The 16,424-nt window shown below is 53.2% G+C and carries 15 protein-coding genes; 4 read left to right on the forward strand and 11 right to left on the reverse strand.

Annotation, left to right across the window (positions count from 1 at the left end):
- Positions 1-68 precede the first annotated feature (68 nt).
- The 6 genes from folK to J5A66_RS01610 form a co-directional block, all read right to left on the reverse strand.
- Complete coding sequence (folK, locus tag J5A66_RS01585; RefSeq protein ID WP_211790743.1) at positions 69-476, reverse strand: 2-amino-4-hydroxy-6-hydroxymethyldihydropteridine diphosphokinase; 408 nt, start codon at positions 474-476, stop codon at positions 69-71.
- Positions 476-1,642, reverse strand: a complete 1,167-nt coding sequence (queA, locus tag J5A66_RS01590; protein ID WP_211790744.1) for a tRNA preQ1(34) S-adenosylmethionine ribosyltransferase-isomerase QueA — start codon at positions 1,640-1,642, stop codon at positions 476-478. The genes folK and queA overlap by 1 nt, the downstream gene beginning before the upstream one ends.
- Before the next feature lie 4 nt (positions 1,643-1,646).
- On the reverse strand, positions 1,647-2,366 hold the full coding sequence (gene truB, locus J5A66_RS01595; protein WP_211790745.1) for a tRNA pseudouridine(55) synthase TruB: 720 nt from the start codon (positions 2,364-2,366) through the stop codon (positions 1,647-1,649).
- Positions 2,366-3,226: an undecaprenyl-diphosphate phosphatase gene (locus J5A66_RS01600; protein WP_211790746.1), complete on the reverse strand. Its 861-nt coding sequence runs from the start codon at positions 3,224-3,226 to the stop codon at positions 2,366-2,368. Before J5A66_RS01600 ends, truB begins: the two co-directional genes overlap by 1 nt.
- Before the next feature lie 6 nt (positions 3,227-3,232).
- Positions 3,233-3,472, reverse strand: coding sequence for a DUF3098 domain-containing protein (locus J5A66_RS01605; protein ID WP_211790747.1), 240 nt, complete (start codon positions 3,470-3,472; stop codon positions 3,233-3,235).
- 171 nt (positions 3,473-3,643) lie between these two features.
- The gene (locus J5A66_RS01610) at positions 3,644-4,525 is read right to left on the reverse strand and encodes an ABC transporter permease (RefSeq protein WP_211790748.1); all 882 of its coding nucleotides are present in this window, start codon (positions 4,523-4,525) and stop codon (positions 3,644-3,646) included.
- A gap of 506 nt (positions 4,526-5,031) precedes the next feature.
- On the opposite strand from J5A66_RS01610, the gene J5A66_RS01615 reads away from it, so the two are divergent.
- Complete coding sequence (locus tag J5A66_RS01615) at positions 5,032-5,595, forward strand: peroxiredoxin family protein (protein ID WP_371742861.1); 564 nt, start codon at positions 5,032-5,034, stop codon at positions 5,593-5,595.
- A complete protein-coding gene (locus J5A66_RS01620) occupies positions 5,592-5,987 on the forward strand; it encodes a rhodanese-like domain-containing protein (RefSeq protein WP_211790749.1) in 396 nt (131 codons plus the stop codon). Before J5A66_RS01615 ends, J5A66_RS01620 begins: the two co-directional genes overlap by 4 nt.
- A gap of 29 nt (positions 5,988-6,016) precedes the next feature.
- Here the strand turns inward: J5A66_RS01620 and J5A66_RS01625 are convergent, their stop codons facing one another.
- Positions 6,017-7,306, reverse strand: a complete 1,290-nt coding sequence (locus tag J5A66_RS01625) for an NAD(P)/FAD-dependent oxidoreductase (RefSeq protein WP_249109998.1) — start codon at positions 7,304-7,306, stop codon at positions 6,017-6,019.
- Between the two features lie 197 nt (positions 7,307-7,503).
- On the opposite strand from J5A66_RS01625, the gene dnaG reads away from it, so the two are divergent.
- Together dnaG and cls are read left to right on the forward strand one after the other, a co-directional pair.
- Positions 7,504-9,486, forward strand: coding sequence for a DNA primase (gene dnaG / locus J5A66_RS01630; protein WP_211790750.1), 1,983 nt, complete (start codon positions 7,504-7,506; stop codon positions 9,484-9,486).
- Between the two features lie 145 nt (positions 9,487-9,631).
- Entirely contained in the window at positions 9,632-11,056 is a 1,425-nt protein-coding gene (cls, locus tag J5A66_RS01635; protein WP_211790751.1) for a cardiolipin synthase, read from the forward strand.
- Between the two features lie 551 nt (positions 11,057-11,607).
- On the opposite strand, the gene J5A66_RS01640 is transcribed toward cls, so the two are convergent.
- The 4 genes from J5A66_RS01640 to J5A66_RS01655 all read right to left on the reverse strand — a co-directional run bounded on the left by J5A66_RS01640 (position 11,608) and on the right by J5A66_RS01655 (position 16,417).
- Positions 11,608-12,831 carry an AGE family epimerase/isomerase gene (locus J5A66_RS01640; protein ID WP_371742862.1) on the reverse strand — a complete coding sequence of 408 codons (1,224 nt, stop codon included), beginning with the start codon at positions 12,829-12,831 and terminating at the stop codon, positions 11,608-11,610.
- Complete coding sequence (locus tag J5A66_RS01645) at positions 12,816-13,733, reverse strand: dihydrodipicolinate synthase family protein (protein ID WP_211790752.1); 918 nt, start codon at positions 13,731-13,733, stop codon at positions 12,816-12,818. Before J5A66_RS01645 ends, J5A66_RS01640 begins: the two co-directional genes overlap by 16 nt.
- A gap of 261 nt (positions 13,734-13,994) precedes the next feature.
- Positions 13,995-15,212: an MFS transporter gene (locus J5A66_RS01650; RefSeq protein ID WP_211790753.1), complete on the reverse strand. Its 1,218-nt coding sequence runs from the start codon at positions 15,210-15,212 to the stop codon at positions 13,995-13,997.
- A 137-nt stretch (positions 15,213-15,349) separates the two neighbouring features.
- Positions 15,350-16,417: a cyclically-permuted mutarotase family protein gene (locus J5A66_RS01655; protein ID WP_211790754.1), complete on the reverse strand. Its 1,068-nt coding sequence runs from the start codon at positions 16,415-16,417 to the stop codon at positions 15,350-15,352.
- Positions 16,418-16,424 lie beyond the last annotated feature (7 nt).

Raw genomic sequence — 16,424 nt, forward strand, 5'->3', positions numbered from 1 at the left:
AGGCCATCGGCAATATTGCCGATGGCCTTCTTTTGATCATACCACTCTTGCAGACAGTTGAAGAAGGGTTAGCGGATTTCGTTAAGTGGCTTCATCACGAATTCGCGTTCGTGCATCAACGGGTGTGGAATTTTCAGGTCAGGCTCATCGATACACAGGTCGTCATAAAGAAGAATGTCGATGTCGATAGGTCGGTCGTGATACGAACCGTCTGTGCTTTTTTGGCGACGCCCCAGCAAGAGCTCTATCTTTTGTGTGACGCAGAGCACCTGTCGGGGCGTAAGTGTTGTGCTGCAACATACGGCAGCGTTGAGAAAAGGATGTGGGGAGGAAAATCCCCAGGGAGCAGTTTCGTGGTAGGAAGACTGCCGTTCGACGGGGCCGACGAGTTTTGCGAGCCACTCAATGGCCCGACCGAGAGTTTGTTCGCGGTTTCCCAGGTTGGCCCCCAAGCTGAAATAGACGCGGTGGAGCATCAATCGTCGAGGATGAGCAGAGCGTCGCCGAAGCAACCGAATCGATAACCGTTCTCCACAGCCTGCCGATAAGCCTCCATCACGAGGTCATAGCCGCCGAAAGCAGCAGTAGCCATGAGCAAGGTGGAGAAGGGATGATAGAAGTTAGCAATCATCGTGTCGGCCAATCCAAAGTCGTAGGGAGGGAAGATAAATCGATTGGTCCATCCGTTATATTCTTTGAGCATATTGTCGGTGCCCACAGCCGTTTCGGTAGCTTTCAAGACACTTGTACCGACGGCGCAGATGTGCCGACCATTAGCCTTAGCACGATTAACGATGGAACAGGCATCAGCATCGATACGCATCGCTTCGGAGTCCACTTTGTGCTTGGTAAGGTCTTCCACTTCAATGTCATGGAAGTTGCCCAGTCCGCAATGCAGCGTAATGAAAGCAGCTTCGATGCCTTTGATTTCCAATCGTTTCATGAGTTCTCGACTGAAGTGCAGTCCCGTAGCGGGGGCTGTAACGGCTCCTTCCCGCTGGGCGTAGATCGTTTGGAAGTCCTCCATATCTTCTTCAGTGCCATGGTGATTGTTGCGCGCATCGATGATATAGCGTGGCAGAGGCGACTCGCCCAGGGCGAAAAGCGAGCGTTTAAACTCGTCGTGCGGGCAATCATAGAGGAAGCGAAGGGTGCGTCCGCGACTGGTTGTATTGTCGATCACCTCGGCCACCATCGTACTACTGTCGTCGAAGAAGAGCTTATTGCCGATTCTAATCTTCCTGGCCGGCTCCACCAATACATCCCAAAGACGCATCTCTTCGTTGAGTTCGCGCAGGAGGAAGACCTCAATCTTCGAGTCAGTCTTCTCTTTCATGCCGTAGAGTCGGGCGGGGAACACCTTCGTGTCATTGAAGATAAAGGTATCACCTTCGCTAAAATAGTTGATGACATCACGAAACTGTATGAACTCTCCCTGGATGGGTTTTCCTTTTTTATCCTTTCTAAAGAGGTCGATCTTACCGCTTTTTCTGTGCAATACCATCAAGCGGCACTCGTCGCGACGGGTCATGCGCAGAGTTTCTTTCTTCCCTTTCTCATTTTCTACCTCGTGATAGATGCTGTGTGGGTATAGGGCGATTTGCTCTTCGGGCAGTTCGAACTTGAATTGTGAGAGTTTCATATCTTTAATGTGTTTTGAGGGGTGAGTGTTCTATGGGTTGAGCATCGAGCCATTCCTGAAAGGCATCGAGAGAGATACAGTGGTCCACGCCTATCTCTCCCACTCGTGTGCGGCGCAAGGCGGTGAGATAGGCACCGCTATGGAGAGCCTTTCCCACATCGCGTGCCAAGGCTCGAATATAGGTACCCTTACCGCAGACGATGCGAAGAGAGAGCAGCATGCTATCGGCATCGAAGTCGAGAATTTCTATTTCGTCTATTTGCAGCGTCTTGGCGGCGAGTTCCACGTCTTTTCCTTTTCGTTTTAGGTCGTAGGCCCGGTTGCCGTTCACTTTACAAGCACTGTAGGAAGGCGGCACCTGTTGTATCTCGCCAATAAAATTTTTCAGCACTTCGGCGATAGCCTCGCGGGTAATGTGTGCCGTTTCGAAGGTAGCATCAACGGGATGTTCCAGGTCATAGCTCGGCGTGGTAGCCCCCAGTTGCAGTGTTGCTACATACTCCTTGGTGTGCGCCTGCAGTTCGGCAATGCGTTTGGTCGCCTTTCCCGTGCACAGAATGAGCACGCCTGTAGCCAGCGGATCGAGTGTCCCGGCGTGCCCGATTTTCACCCGTTTCACGCCCAGTTTGCGCGAAAGGAGATAACGCACCCGAGCCAAGGCACCGAAACTGGTCATCTCGTAGGGCTTGTCGATAGCAATAATTTCTCCTGCGTTGAAGTCCATCAGTCGATCATGGTAAGCGTATGACCCGAGAGAAGCCACGCGATGATGGCCCCTCCGACGATAATGCGGTAGACGCCAAAGGCGCGGAAACCATATTTTGTGAGGTAAGCAATGAATCCCTTGATGGCCAGCAACGCCACCAAAAAGGCCACTCCGCAGCCCAGGAGCAACGTGCCGGCATGTGAAGCCAGAATGCTATAGTCGCCGTTTTCGTGCATTTGCAGAAACAACTTAAGCAGTTCCAAGCACGTTGCGGCAAACATTGTAGGAACAGCCAGGAAGAACGAAAACTCGGCCGCATCCTTACGGGTAAGCTTTTGGGCCATTCCGCCCACGATGGTTGCCATCGAACGCGACACGCCGGGTATCATCGCCAGGCACTGAAACAGGCCGATGGCAAAGGCGCGGCGCGTAGTCAGTCGAGCACTTGCCGACCCCTGGCCGAACAGCCCATCGCAGAACAGCATAAAAACACCGCCTACCACCAACATCACCGCCACCACCATGACGTTGCCCAGAAGTACATCGATATATTTGTTGCAGAGCCCGCCAATCACCACCGCCGGGATAAAAGCCACCAGCAGCTTATGATAAAAATTCCATTTGTGCAACAGTTGTTGTACGGGCGTGCTGCCTTCGGGTGCCGGAGAAGTATCCAACCGGAAGAAACGCTGCCAATAAAGCACCACCACCGCTAAGATAGCACCAAACTGAATGATCACATCGAACGCCTTGACAAAGGCGTCGCTCTCGATGCCCAACAAGGCTTGAGCGATGATCATGTGTCCTGTAGACGACACGGGGAGGAACTCTGTCAGTCCCTCCACCACTGCAATGATAATGGTTTGAAGAATGTCCATGCGCCGTTAGTCTTCCGTCTCGTTGTCTTTAGGTTTGCGGATAACGGCATAGATGATGGAGACGAAGCCCACCAAGCAGACCATCGGAGCCACCGTGATGCGCTTGAAGCTGAAGATGTCGGGGTTGAATGCCGCATCGGTAGAGCCTGCTCCACCCATCAAAATGAAGCCCAAGACGATGATGAGCACGCCTATGGCCAACAAGATAAAGTTTGTTTTGTCGAAAGCGAAATTTCTTTTATCCATTTCTTATTACGTTGATGTTGTACGAAAACCGTTTTCCGGCCGTTCTCCCGCAGACTTGTTCCCTTTACAGAGAGGCCTTTTCTGAGACGAGAAGCGTAGGAGTCTTGCCCCTTGATGACGCTTTATTAGATAGAGAGGCTCATCTCATGCAGCAACGATGCAGCCGATCTGTCAGATTTTATACAGCTCGCCCGCCTTCATCCGCAAGAATTTGTTTACCGAGATGCCGGCGCAGAGAGCGGTGATGAGTACGCCAAAGAGCAGAATAGAGCCGCCGGTCACTGCCAAAACGTCCCACGTAACGACGTTGAACAAGCCCTCTTCGTAGCGCGACAGGGCATAGATGCAACTGCCCAAGATGCCGATAGCCAGCAAGGCGGCCACCACACCGATGCCCACGGCCTGCATGACGAATGGCCTACGGATGAATCCCCACGACGCTCCCACCAGTTTCATGGTGTGGATAGAGAACCTGCGGGCGTAGATGCTGAGCCGAACCGTGTTGTTGATGAGTGAGAACGACACGAAAGTGAGCAGTCCAGCCAGCACCAATAAGACTAAGCTCACCTTCCCCAGGGTGTTGTTCACACTCTCGATGAGGTCTTGCTGATAAGTGATTTCCGAGACCTTGGGATAGGCTTTCAGCTCTTTCGAAATCCATTTCAGCGAGTCGTTATTCGCATAATCGCCCCTGAGCGTTAGGTCAATAGAAGAGAGAAAAGGGTTATCTCCCCCGATAAACTCGGAGGGATCGCTGCCCATGGCGGCTGTTTGCTCTTTGAGGGCCTGCTCTTTACTGATGAAAGATAGGTTTTTGATGTAAGGGCGCGTCTTCAAGCGGGTGCAGAGCAAGCGTGCTTCAGGGTTGGTCATGTCTTGCTCCAGCATCATAGTGACAACCAGATTCTCCTTTACATAATTGGTAAGATGGCGTGTTGTGAACACAGACAGCACAACAACACCCAACAGGATCAGCACCAACGACGTACTGATGCACAGCGTAATCACCTGCAATCCGTAGCGGTTGCGAGCCTTGTTTGGTTTCTTTTTCATTTTAAAAAGGCACTATTACACCTAATTTCCTTGCAAAGGAACAAAAAAAACTCTGACGATTCGAGAGATTAACAACGATTAACCACCCCGCCTGATGAGTTCTATGGATCCTTCTTCATTTTCAAACCCTCTGACTCGGGAGGTAAAACAGCCCCCATCCCCTTCAATGAGGACTCCCGGACAAGACTAACCCCAATGAGGTTGAGGGAGCTTACCTCTCAAAAGCTAAGCTTTCGCCATGCGTTTTCTTAGCTTTTGCATCCCATTTTCTTAGCTTTTAGATGGCATTTTCTTAGCTTTTGCAAACTGTTTGCTAAGAGCCTGATTCTCAATAGATTGAAAAGGTGTTCGAATAGCCTTGGTTGCTACGCTGAAGGGCGTTGCGTTGAGGTGGCGTATGGGGGCGGAGAATGGGGTGGGGGATGAAAAAAGAGAGGAAGGATGATTTTTTCAAGCATTTAATTTCTACTTTTGCACAGATAAGTTTTTGAATTAAAAAAATGCGAATGATGAAAACAATAGGTATATTTCGAGCCACCATGGCTCTTTGGGCCTTCTTTTCACTCGGTTCTGTCACCGTCGGTGCACAACCGAAAGACGAGGGCGACCCCGACCTGCAATATGCTACCACGCTGCTGAAGCCCGGCACGCAGGCCCCAGACTTTACGCTGCCGACGGCCGATGGTGGGAGTTTTAGTTTGCACAGTTTGAGAGGCCAATACGTCGTGCTGGACTTTTGGGCCTCGTGGTGTCCTGATTGCCGCAAAGATGCACCGCAGGTTGTGGCGATGTATCACAAGTTGAAAAGTAAAGGAGTGGCTTTTGTGGGCATCTCTTTCGATGTAGATGCCGCGCAATGGAAGGCTGCCATCGAGAAATATGGTATGACCTACACGCATGTGAGCGAACTCAAGAAGATGCGTGAGGCCGACATCGCTAAGGCTTACGGCGTGAAGTGGATTCCGTCTCTTTATCTCATCGACCCGCAAGGACGAGTGGTGATGGGCACAGTGATGTCGGAGAAGTTGGAAAAAAGGCTTGATGCGGTTGTGAAAAAATCTCGGCGATGAATCAGAACGTTAGAAAAGTAATCTTTGTGCTTATGTCATTTTGGAGTAGTATCTTCGGAGCCACGGCTCAAACGGCGTTCACCAATGTGAATGCAGAGGACTTTGAGCAGGCGTTGAAAAAAGATTCGGTGCAGCTGTTGGATGTGCGCACGCAGGAAGAGTTTGACGAAGGCCATCTGAAAGGAGCCTTGTTGCTGGATGTTTTCAGAACCGACTTCCTGGCAGAGGCCACTGCCCGGCTCAGAAAAGACTGGCCCGTGGCGGTGTATTGCCGAAGTGGTAAGCGCAGTGCGTCGGCCGCACAACTGTTGACGACGAAGGGTTATCGGGTGATGAACCTCAAAGGGGGCATCATGGCTTGGATTTCCGAGGGTAAACCGCTGGTGCGTTGAAATAAAAATGGTGGAGTGAGAACGGCTCGTTACTGAGGCGTAAGAGAAGAATGGGGAGGCGTGGAGGTGTCGGCCACAAGGCTCCTGCCTGCCACATAGCCCGTGGTCCAGGCGGCTTGGAGGTTGAATCCGCCGGTAATGGCATCGATGTCTAACACTTCTCCGGCAAAAAACAAATGTCGACACACCTTGCTCTCGAGCGTGTTGAGATGGAGATGGCTGAGGGCAATGCCGCCACAGGTGACGAATTCGTCGCGAAAGGTGCCCTTGCCCGTCACCTCATAACGGTCATTGGTGAGCGTTTCTACCAGTCGGTGCAGGTTTTTCTTGCCCAGTTCGTCGCAACGGCGGTCGGGCTCCAGTCCCAGTTTGTCTAACAGATAAAGCCACAAACGTGTGGCAAGACCGTAAGGACGTAAGCCCGAGAGTTGCTTTTGAGGGTGAGAAAGGAGGAGGCGTTGCAGCGTTTCTGTTGCAGTCGGCGTATGGGTTTGCCCGATCCAGTTGATGGAAAGCGGAAAGCGATAGTTCTGCTCGCTGACGTAGCGCGCGGCGTAGGACGAGAGTTTGAGGATGGCCGGACCGCTGACACCCCAGTGAGTGATGAGCAACGAGCCCGTGGCACGCAGTTTTGTGCCGGGAATAGAGGCTGTTGCACCCTCTGCCACCAAACCCATGAGCGAGCGAAAGGCGGCACTGGCGATGTTGAACGTGAAGAGCGAGGGGACGGGAGGAATAATGGCATGGCCCAGGTGAGCCAGGTATTGCAGGCTCTCCGCCCGTGGCGAACCGCCCGTTGTGATGGCTACTCGATGAAAAACACGCCTCTGCCCATTTGTGAAAGATAGTTGGAGCAGACCGTCTTCCTGCGGCTGCAACGCACAAAGGCTCTGCCTTGTTTGCACTTTTACGCCCAATCGGTGGGCTGTTTGCACCAGACAATCGATGATGCTTTGCGAGGATTGCGACTGCGGAAAGACGCATTCGTCGGTCTGTGTGACGAGTTTCACACCATGCGTCTCAAACCATCTGTGGGCGTCTTCGTGATTAAAGACGTTGAAAAGTCGCTTCATGAGTTTGTCGCCGCGAGGGTAGGCATTTTTCAAATCTTTGATTTGGGCGAACGAATTGGTGAGGTTGCATCGGCCGCCACCCGAGAGACCCACCTTCGCCAGCACTTTCTGGCTTTTCTCGAAGATCGTGACGTGGGCCGCCGGATGGGCTTCTTTTGCGGCAATGGCGGCGAAAAAACCCGCTGCTCCGCCACCGACGATAGCCATCTTCAGGGGCGATGGGTGCATGTTGGGTTGAATTGTCATCTTCTTTTTCTTTTCTTTGCGGAGGGCGAAGATACGAAGAAACAGACGGGCTGACAAGCAAACGATGCGTTTTTCCGTTCTTTTTCCTAACTTTGCAAGGGCTCTTTCCCTCTCTCTTGACAGGCGTATGCCTATCGAAAAGCAGAGTGGGGGAGCGCGGAAAAGGGCCTTTGTGCAATGACAAGACAAGAAAGCTGATGATCGACCAGGCTACCATAGAAAAGATTAAAGAGGCTGCCAACATCGTGGATGTGGTGTCCGAATTCGTAACGCTTCGAAAAGCCGGAGCCAACTATAAGGGGTTGTGCCCCTTTCACAACGAAAAGACGCCCTCGTTCATGGTGTCGCCAGCGCGGGGGATGTGCCATTGCTTCGGCTGCGGCAAGGGAGGCACGCCCGTGAGCTTCATCATGGAGCACGAACAGATGACTTATCCCGAGGCACTGAGATGGTTGGCGGCTAAATATCACATCGAGATTCGGGAGCGCGAACTCACCGACGAGGAACGACGGGAGCAAAGCGAACGAGAGAGTATGCTGATTGTGAACAGTTGGGCGGCAGACTTTTTCGAGCAAACGCTGCACCATCATGTGGACGGAGTGGCCATTGGGTTGGCCTATTTTCGCAGTCGGGGATTCAGAGACGACATCATCCGGCGGTTTCGGCTGGGTTATGACCTGCCCGACCGCGAACTCTTGGCTCGCACGGCCACGGATAAGGGCTATCGCGAGGAGTTTCTCGTGAAGACCGGACTGTGTTATCGCCGCGACAGCGATGGGCGGGCGATCGATCGTTTCGCCGGGCGCGTCGTCTTTCCCTGGTTGGGTGTGAGCGGAAAGGTGGTGGGCTTCGGCGGTAGACTGCTCGACGCGCGTACCAAAGGCGTGCAACAGAAATACGTCAACTCGCCCGACTCGGAGATCTATCACAAAGACCATGAACTATATGGCATCTTTCAAGCTAAGAAAGCAATCGCCAAGCACGACTGTGTCTACATGGTGGAGGGCTATACCGATGTGATCTCGATGCATCAGTGCGGCATTGAGAATGTAGTGGCTAACTCGGGCACGGCTCTTAGCATTCATCAGATTCACACGCTGCACCGCTTCACTTCGAACATCGTTCTGCTCTACGACGGCGATGAGGCGGGCATCCACGCTGCTATGCGCGGAACAGACATGCTGCTGGCCGAGGGAATGAACGTCAAAGTGCTGCTCTTCCCCGACGGAGACGATCCCGATAGCTTCGCCCGAAAACACACCGCCGAGGAGTTTATACGATATATCGCCGAGCATCAAACCGATTTTATCGAATACAAAACGAAACTGCTTCTGAATGAAGTGACCGACCCCACGAAGCAATCGGAAGCGATCGCCTCGATTGTGAAGAGTATCTCTCTCGTCACCGACCACGTGTTGCGTTCCAAGTACTTGCACGAATGCGCCATCACGCAAGGACTTCCTGAGGGAACGCTCATCAATACGATGAACGAATTTATCAGCGAAGCCCGAGGCCGGCAGTCTTCTGAGAATCGACAGCGCAGAGAACAGGCGCTCGTGGCCAACCTGCAAGAGTCTCTCGTCTCGGCCACGCCTTTGGGTCAAGCCAGTAAAGTGGAGCGGATGTTGGTGCAACTCATCATTCGGCACGGCGAAAAAATCATCCTCCGTAACGTGGAAGACGAGGCCGGCAACCGCCATAACCTCACCGTGGCCCAATATATTCAATACGATTTGAGTTCCGACGGGCTCAGCTTTCAAGACCCCGTCTTCAATCGTATCCTCTCTCAGGCCGTGGAACGGTGTGCCTATCCCGGATTCGAAGCCGAACCCTACTTCGTGCATCACGACGATGTGGACATCAGTCGCCTGGCCACCCAGCTCTCTGTAGATCCTTATCAGCTCTCCGTCCCCCAAAAAGAGACTCCTGATGACCTCGACGAAGATGCCCGTGTCTTGGCCGAGAAGACCCGAGAAGAGGAACTCCGCCAGCAAACGCTCCACCTGGTGCTCGACTTTCGCATGGACTATGTAGAACATCATCTCAAGGCTCTACAGGCTGCCATCGCCCAATCTGCCAGTCAGCCCGAACGATTGATGCAGCTGATGACTGAATATAAAGACATGCAGCTCATCCGAAATCAATTAGCTAAACGCTTAGGCAACGAAATCATCACCTGAACGGTTCGTCCTTATCACAGAAACGACTGCGGAGAATCAAGCAATGCTTTCTCTTCGTGAGGAACAACTCGCAGGCATTCTTCCTCGTCAACTGGTCAACTTGTCACCTCGTCAACTCGTTAACTCATCACCTCGTCAACGAAACATGCACTACTTCCACACCATCTTTCTCATCGTCTATATCGGCACTACCCTCGGCGTGATGACGAAAGTGCTGATGGACCACCGGCAGCCCGCCAAGACCATGGCCTGGCTTCTGGTGCTCACGTTTGTGCCGATCGTGGGCATCGTGCTCTACTTCTTCTTCGGACAAAACACCCGACGAGAGCGACTCGTGAGTCAACGCAGCATGGATCGACTCACCAAACGCAGCATGCTCGAATACGCCGGACAAGGGCAACTCCAACTGCCACAGGCGCATCGCGAAATCATCAACCTCTTTACCAATCTCAATCTCGCCCTACCTTATAAAGATAACGACGTAGAGGTGTTTACCAACGGGCACGACTTCTTTCTCGATCTGCTCAGAGAGATCGGGCGCGCTCGGCACCATATCCACCTCGGCACCTACATTATCGAAGACGATGCCTTGGGAAGACTCGTGGCCGATGCGCTCATCGACAAAGCCCGACAGGGCGTAGAAGTGCGCCTTCTCTACGACGACGTAGGCTGTTGGAGCGTGCGCAACGCCTTCTTCGAGCGAATGATGCGCGAGGGAATTCAGGTGCAGGCATTCATGCCCGTGAGATTCCCCATGTTTACCAGTAAGATGAACTACCGCAACCACCGCAAACTCTGTATCATCGACGGGCGAACCGGATACATCGGCGGGATGAACATCGCCTTGCGATACGTCAAAGGCACGCGGCGGCAGGAGTGGCGCGACACGCATCTCCGATTGCGCGGCGGAGCGGTCTACGGCATTCAGCGTGCCTTCCTGGTAGATTGGTATTTCATGGCTCGAACGCTCATCACCGATCAAGCCTATTATCCCGAACTCTCGCCCCACATTCGCAACCACTGCATCGCACAGGTGGTGACGAGTAGTCCCGTCTCGCCCTGGCCCGACATCATGCAGGGCTACATGCGTATCTTGCTCGAGGCGAAGGAATATGTCTACATGGAGTCGCCCTACTTTCTGCCCACCGAACCCATTCTTTTCGCCATGCGCACCGCCAGTCAGGCAGGTGTAGACATCCGACTGATGCTTCCGGCCCGGAGCGATTCGCGCATCATCGAGTGGGCCGGCCGATCGTACACCCAAGCCGCTCTCGAAGCCGGAGTAAAAGTGTGCTTCTATTGCGCCGGATTCAATCACAGCAAATTGCTCGTCTGCGACGATTCGCTTTGTACCTGCGGCTCGACCAACGTCGACTTCCGTAGCTTTGAAAACAACTTCGAGGCCAACGTCTTCTTCTACGACCGCGACATGGCTCTGCGCCTCAAAAAAGTCTACCTCGACGACGAAGCCGAATGCATCGTCCTCGACAACCCCGACATCTTCGCCCATCGCCCCTTCCTGGCTCGGCTCTGGGAGTCGCTCATCCGTCTACTCTCCCCCCTGCTCTGAATTCAACCCCGAAAAGAGCAAAGAAAAAAGCGAGCGTATCATTATTTTTGATGATACACTCGCTTTTTCTTTTTGTATCTCCTACAATGCGGCAGTTTGGGAAGCGAAAAAGATTTTGGTACCGAAAATCTCGGATTTTCGAGCAGAAAAAGGATTTTGGTGCACAGAATCTCGGATTTTCGAGCAGAAAAAAGATTTTGGTGCACAGAATCTCGGATTTTCGAGCAAAAAAAGATTTTGATGCACAGAATCTCGGATTTTCGAGCAAAAAAAGATTTTGATGCACAGAATCTCGGATTTTCGAGCAAAAAAAAGATTTTGATGCACAGAATCTCGGATTTTGGAGCAGAAAAAGGATTTTGGTGCACAGAATCTCAGATTTTCGAGCAGAAAAAAGATTTTGATGCACAGAATCTCGGATTCTGAGTAGCAAAAAAGATTTTTATGCACAAAAGGCCGCCGTTTGGGAAGGAAATGAAGGTTGGGCGAACCATCGGATCAAAAAAAAGAGAGCGTATCAGAATTCCGATACGCTCTCTTCTTCTTGATGGTTACTTCTCTTGATGCGCCTGAAGGATGTCGTTGCACAAGAGATGGGATTGAATCATCATCCGCGGAATGTGGAACGGACCTTTGAAGAGATTGCCTTTGGCGGGCTGCGCCACCGTTCCGTCGCGATGCAGATAGCCATACCACTCGCCGTATTCCGGGTCGGGGAAGTGGGCGTAGGTCCACTCGCTGACTAATTGGTGCCGTTCCCGGTATTTCTCCTCGCCCGTGGCCAGATAGGCATAGAGCATGGCGATGATGGTTTCGGTTTGCGGCCACCAGAACTTCATGTCCTGCGAGTAATCCTGCGGCGGAAGATGGCGGCAGTCGCGGAAGTTGATGATGCCGCCATACTGCTCATCCCAGCCCCAGGCCCACGACCAGTCGAGAATTTGCAGTCCGAGTTGTTTGAGTTGTTCGTCCCAGCCTCTGTGTCGAGCCTCTTCCAAGATGAACCATGCCGTCTCGATGCAGTGGCCGGGGTTAATGGTGCGGCCCATTCCGGTGTCGATAAATTCGCCGTTGGGGCCTACGGTTTCGAGTAGGGCTTTGAACTCGGGATGGAGAAAATGGGTTTGCAGGGTGTTGATCGAACGGTCGATTTGTGCCGTGAGTATCTCGCTGTCGATCGCCTTACGCAGGCGGGCTGCGGTGTTGATGAGAATCATCGTGAGCGAATGTCCCTGACAGGCCAAGGCGGGCAGATATTTGGGCGCGAGCAGACCTGGAGTGTTGGCATAACGTTGCACGAGCGAGAAGAGTTCGAGGGCGCGCTCGGCATACGTCCTCTCACCCGAGGCGATGGCGTATTCGGCCATGGCGATGATGGCGAAGCACTCTGAGAAGAGGTAGCGGCGGAGGCGCAGCGGCGTTCCGTCGGCTGTTACTTCGAAATACATTCGCCCGTCGGGTGCGGTGCAATGGTCGAGAAGGAAGTCGATACAGCTTTTCGAGGCCTCGAGCCATTCCTCGTTTGGCTGGATGTGGTTGTAGGCTGCGGCGGCGATGAATCCGAATCGGCCTTGAAACCACACGCTTTTGGTGGGGTCGATCAGACTTCCGTCGCGATCGACGCAGGTGTAGAGGCCGCCGTGTTCGCGGTCCATTCCGTGTTGCATCCAAAAGGGCATGATGTCGTTCACCAGGTCGTCGCGGTAACGTTGTGCCCATTGCTTGAAGTAATTCATCCTGAATAATTGAGCGTTGAGAATTAAATGGTGTTGCATCGTTCGAAGAAGCCGATGGCTTCGAGTTCGCGTCGCATCTGGGCTTCTTCTTCGTCGGTAAGGTTGCGGAAGGGTTTGCGGTTGGGACCGAGGTCAAATCCGATGAGTTTCATGATGCGTTTGCCGCCGACGATGTTTCCACGATAGCGACAGATCACATTGATCACGGCCTGAGCAAAGTTTTGGTGTTGGCGTGCGGCCTCGAGGTCGCCTTGGTTCCAGGCCTCGATGATGGCTACGAGTTCGCGTCCGTTATAGTTGGTCGTTCCGCCGATGCCGCCCTGCGCGCCACCTTGTGCCAGGGAGGGTAGGATGGTTTCGTCTTGTCCGTGAAGCAGGTCGAATTTTCCGCCTCCGTACATCCGGCATTGGTTATACTCGTAGAGGCTTTCGTAGGTATATTTGATGCCGGCAAAGTTGGGGATGCGCCCGTCTACGGCCTCGAGCAGTTCGGTCATGGGCAGAAAAGCTCCGTTGAAGGCAGGGATATGGTAGTAGTAGAACGGTAGGTGCGGGGCGGATGCGGCGATGGTCTCGCAATATTTCACGAGTTCTTCCACTCGTGCGATTTTAGGGAACGGCGGAGCCATGGCTCCCACACCCCAGGCTCCTATCTCCTGGGCATGCCGTGCCAGGGTGGCACTTTCTTTGAGACAACAGCTGCCCACGTGGACGATGACTTTAAAATCTTTGGGGGCTGCACCGATCCATCGTTCGGCCAGTTGCATGCGTTCGTCGGTGGTCAGCATGTAGCCCTCGCCCGACGAGCCGTTGATAAATACTCCCTTCAATCCATTCTTCACCAACATGGTGGCGTAACGGTCGATGGGTTCGAAATTCACTTCGCCGTTGGCGTGAAAGGGGGTGAACGGCGCGTCGATTAAACCAATAATTTTTTCCATCCTTTTTCTAATTGAGCATTGGCAATGGAACATTGACAATGTTATGGTGAATAACTATTTTTCTTTTTCTTCGTTTGAGTTCTTCCAAGTGATCGGAAACTGAAGAGCCTTCTCAATGAGGGGCTGTTGAATGATCCGAGACCTCGGATCGTTTGTTCTTCTCCTTTTTTAAGCTTTCCGAGTAGTTGGAAGCTTCGTTCTTTCCATTGAAGGATCATTTAGCCGTTTCCTCTTTAAGAGGCAGACGCATCCATAGAACCTTCAATCTCTTGTAGGCCGCAGGAGGGCGAGTTGAAGGATGAGGGCGAGCGACACGATGGCTCCGAGACAGGCAAACCCCAAACCGAGATGACCTCCGTCGGTCCAACGTCCCAAGAGTTGCGTCACGGCGGCTCCGGCAAACACGCCCGTCATATTCATGATGCCATAAGCCGTGGCGCGATGGGCCGGCGAGACAAATTGGCAGAGGATGGGCATGTTGTTGGCATCGAAAATGCCATAGCCCAAACCGAAAAGGAGTCCGGCTCCTACCACGCTTACCACGCTATGCCCCAAACCCAGGAGCAGCAACGAGGGGATGGTGAGCCCCAAACCGATGGCACTGGTGTAGATTCGACCTCGCAAATGGCGTTGCACCCATCGGTCGGAAAGGATTCCGCCGAGAATCACACCCACAAATGAGGAAAGGGAAATGGTGATCGTCGAGAGCGGACCGGCTTGCGTCATGTCGAGCGATAGATTCTCGGCGAAGAGCGTAGGCAGCCAGTTCTTTGTGGCCCAACCCGGCAAACTGGGCACGGCGAAGTAGAAAAGAATTACCCAAAAGGCCCAGTTGGAGAGCACCACGCTGAGTCCGCCCCACAAGCTTTGCCGCTCCTGACCCTCTTGGCGCGTCTGTACGCTGCATGCAGGGTTTTCGTTGAGGAGGAAGGTCAGCACCAACGAGTAGAGCACGCCCACGAGTCCGAGCGAGAAGAACGTCTGATTCCACGAGAAATGATGGGCCAGGTTGGCTCCGAATCCGCCCAATCCCTGCCCCACGTAGAGTCCGGTCATGTGCACACCGATGGCCAATGAGCGCGAACGACCCGTGTGCCAGTCGGCTATCAGAGCCAAAGCCGATGGAATGTACAGAGCTTCGCTCACACCCATCAAGGCGCGTAGCACGTAAAGCTGCTCAAAACTGGTGGCGAATCCCATCGAGAGAGTCACTGCCGACCAGACAAACAAACTGCCCACCACAAGCCACTTCCGACTGACTTTGTCGGCGATCACGCCGGCAAACGGACTGAAACAGCCATACACCCACATAAACACGGCCATCAATGCGCCGAAGGTCTCGGCCTTGTTCAGTTCGACGATGTCGGCTTTTATGGCACCTTGCATCGTGGAGAGCATTTGTCGGTCCATGTAGTTCAACAAGGCCACCACCCAAAGCAGGGCTACGACCAACCAAGGATAATATTTTCGATGTGTCATTTTTTTAAGTTGACGAGTTGAGGAGTTGACGAGTTAATAAGTTGAGGAGTTGACGAGTTAATGAGTTGAGAAGTTGACGAGTTAATGAGTTGAGAAGTTGACAAGGATATATCTTTTACTAACTACTTATTCCTTCTCTACTTACTCCTCACCCGCACAATCTCCGGTGTGCGGATGCCGGGCTTCAGTTCGCCACCCACAACATACACCCAGCCATCGTGATAGGCCAAGGCACAGCCGGCGCGCGCCAAGCAAGGGTCTTGCAGCAGTTCGTGCCAGGAACCATTCTTGTAGAGTAATGCACGACGATTGAACCGATACCACTCGGGAGCGTGTGTGAGATAGCCCTCAGGCAGCCGATTCAATGCCGCCAGAAACACCTCCTTGTTCACGCCGCCCACTGCCAGCACGTCGCCCGAAGGCAGACCGATGGCCGCTGCTCCACCCAGGAACACCTCCTCGTTCTGCTCATCAACGGGTGCCGCAAGAGGGCTCCATTCCCCTTTCTCCGTCAGCAAGAGTCCGCCCAAAGCCAACTCTGCCGCATGCGTTTCCGTCTTAGGAGCGAATCCACCCCAAACGGCCAGCCCACCATTTTCCAGCTGAGCCGCCACCGGTTGCACCCGAGCGATACCCGGCATCTCGGTCTCCTCCGTCCAACCGTTCTCGAGACAAGTCATGTCCAACGACCAAACCCGCCGCGAAGCCTTCCCGTCGCAGTTTCCGCCCAGCACAAACACCTTCTGGCCTACAGCCACTCCGGCCATATTATCTAAAGCATGGGGCAGCGAAGGCAGCGAGTCTATCGTCACGTCGGCAGCATCCGCCTCGTTGTTCGTTCCGTTTTTCAGTTCGCCTCGGAGTCTGATCACCGTCGTCAAGCTCCCCTTGGCATTGTTTCCGCCGATAAAAAGCAGCGAATTCTCATACACCACACTTACGCCATAGGCCGCCGGAGCAGGCAGCTCGCCCACCTTTCGCCACGCAAGTCGAGGCTTCTGGCCCAGTCTTGCCGCATAAATGGCTTGGTAATATCGTTTCTCTCCGCCCTCGGCCACAGGTTTCTCGGGGAAATTACAGCCGCCCGATACATACAGCCAGCCATTCATAACCCCACAGAAACACGCCGACACGCCTTTCTCATACCCCTGTTCGGTGCAGGGAAAGCCTTCCATCTTTTGGAGCGCCATCGTTGTTTGTGCCATTGTTTTT

The organism is Prevotella sp. oral taxon 475 (assembly GCF_018127805.1).
In the GTDB taxonomy this organism is placed as follows: domain Bacteria; phylum Bacteroidota; class Bacteroidia; order Bacteroidales; family Bacteroidaceae; genus Prevotella.

Bases quoted from the DNA above. Each gene is read 5' to 3' on its own strand.
- dnaG (WP_211790750.1), top strand. From the start codon at position 7,504: ATGATCGACCAGGCTACCATAGAAAAGATTAAAGAGGCTGCCAACATC.
- folK (WP_211790743.1), bottom strand. From the start codon at position 476: ATGCTCCACCGCGTCTATTTCAGCTTGGGGGCCAACCTGGGAAACCGC.
- J5A66_RS01605 (WP_211790747.1), bottom strand. From the start codon at position 3,472: ATGGATAAAAGAAATTTCGCTTTCGACAAAACAAACTTTATCTTGTTG.
- J5A66_RS01610 (WP_211790748.1), bottom strand. From the start codon at position 4,525: ATGAAAAAGAAACCAAACAAGGCTCGCAACCGCTACGGATTGCAGGTG.
- J5A66_RS01615 (WP_371742861.1), top strand. From the start codon at position 5,032: ATGATGAAAACAATAGGTATATTTCGAGCCACCATGGCTCTTTGGGCC.
- queA (WP_211790744.1), bottom strand. From the start codon at position 1,642: ATGAAACTCTCACAATTCAAGTTCGAACTGCCCGAAGAGCAAATCGCC.
- J5A66_RS01650 (WP_211790753.1), bottom strand. From the start codon at position 15,212: ATGACACATCGAAAATATTATCCTTGGTTGGTCGTAGCCCTGCTTTGG.
- J5A66_RS01620 (WP_211790749.1), top strand. From the start codon at position 5,592: ATGAATCAGAACGTTAGAAAAGTAATCTTTGTGCTTATGTCATTTTGG.
- J5A66_RS01640 (WP_371742862.1), bottom strand. From the start codon at position 12,831: ATGCAACACCATTTAATTCTCAACGCTCAATTATTCAGGATGAATTAC.
- truB (WP_211790745.1), bottom strand. From the start codon at position 2,366: ATGGACTTCAACGCAGGAGAAATTATTGCTATCGACAAGCCCTACGAG.
- J5A66_RS01600 (WP_211790746.1), bottom strand. From the start codon at position 3,226: ATGGACATTCTTCAAACCATTATCATTGCAGTGGTGGAGGGACTGACA.
- J5A66_RS01645 (WP_211790752.1), bottom strand. From the start codon at position 13,733: ATGGAAAAAATTATTGGTTTAATCGACGCGCCGTTCACCCCCTTTCAC.
- cls (WP_211790751.1), top strand. From the start codon at position 9,632: ATGCACTACTTCCACACCATCTTTCTCATCGTCTATATCGGCACTACC.
- J5A66_RS01655 (WP_211790754.1), bottom strand. From the start codon at position 16,417: ATGGCACAAACAACGATGGCGCTCCAAAAGATGGAAGGCTTTCCCTGC.
- J5A66_RS01625 (WP_249109998.1), bottom strand. From the start codon at position 7,306: ATGACAATTCAACCCAACATGCACCCATCGCCCCTGAAGATGGCTATC.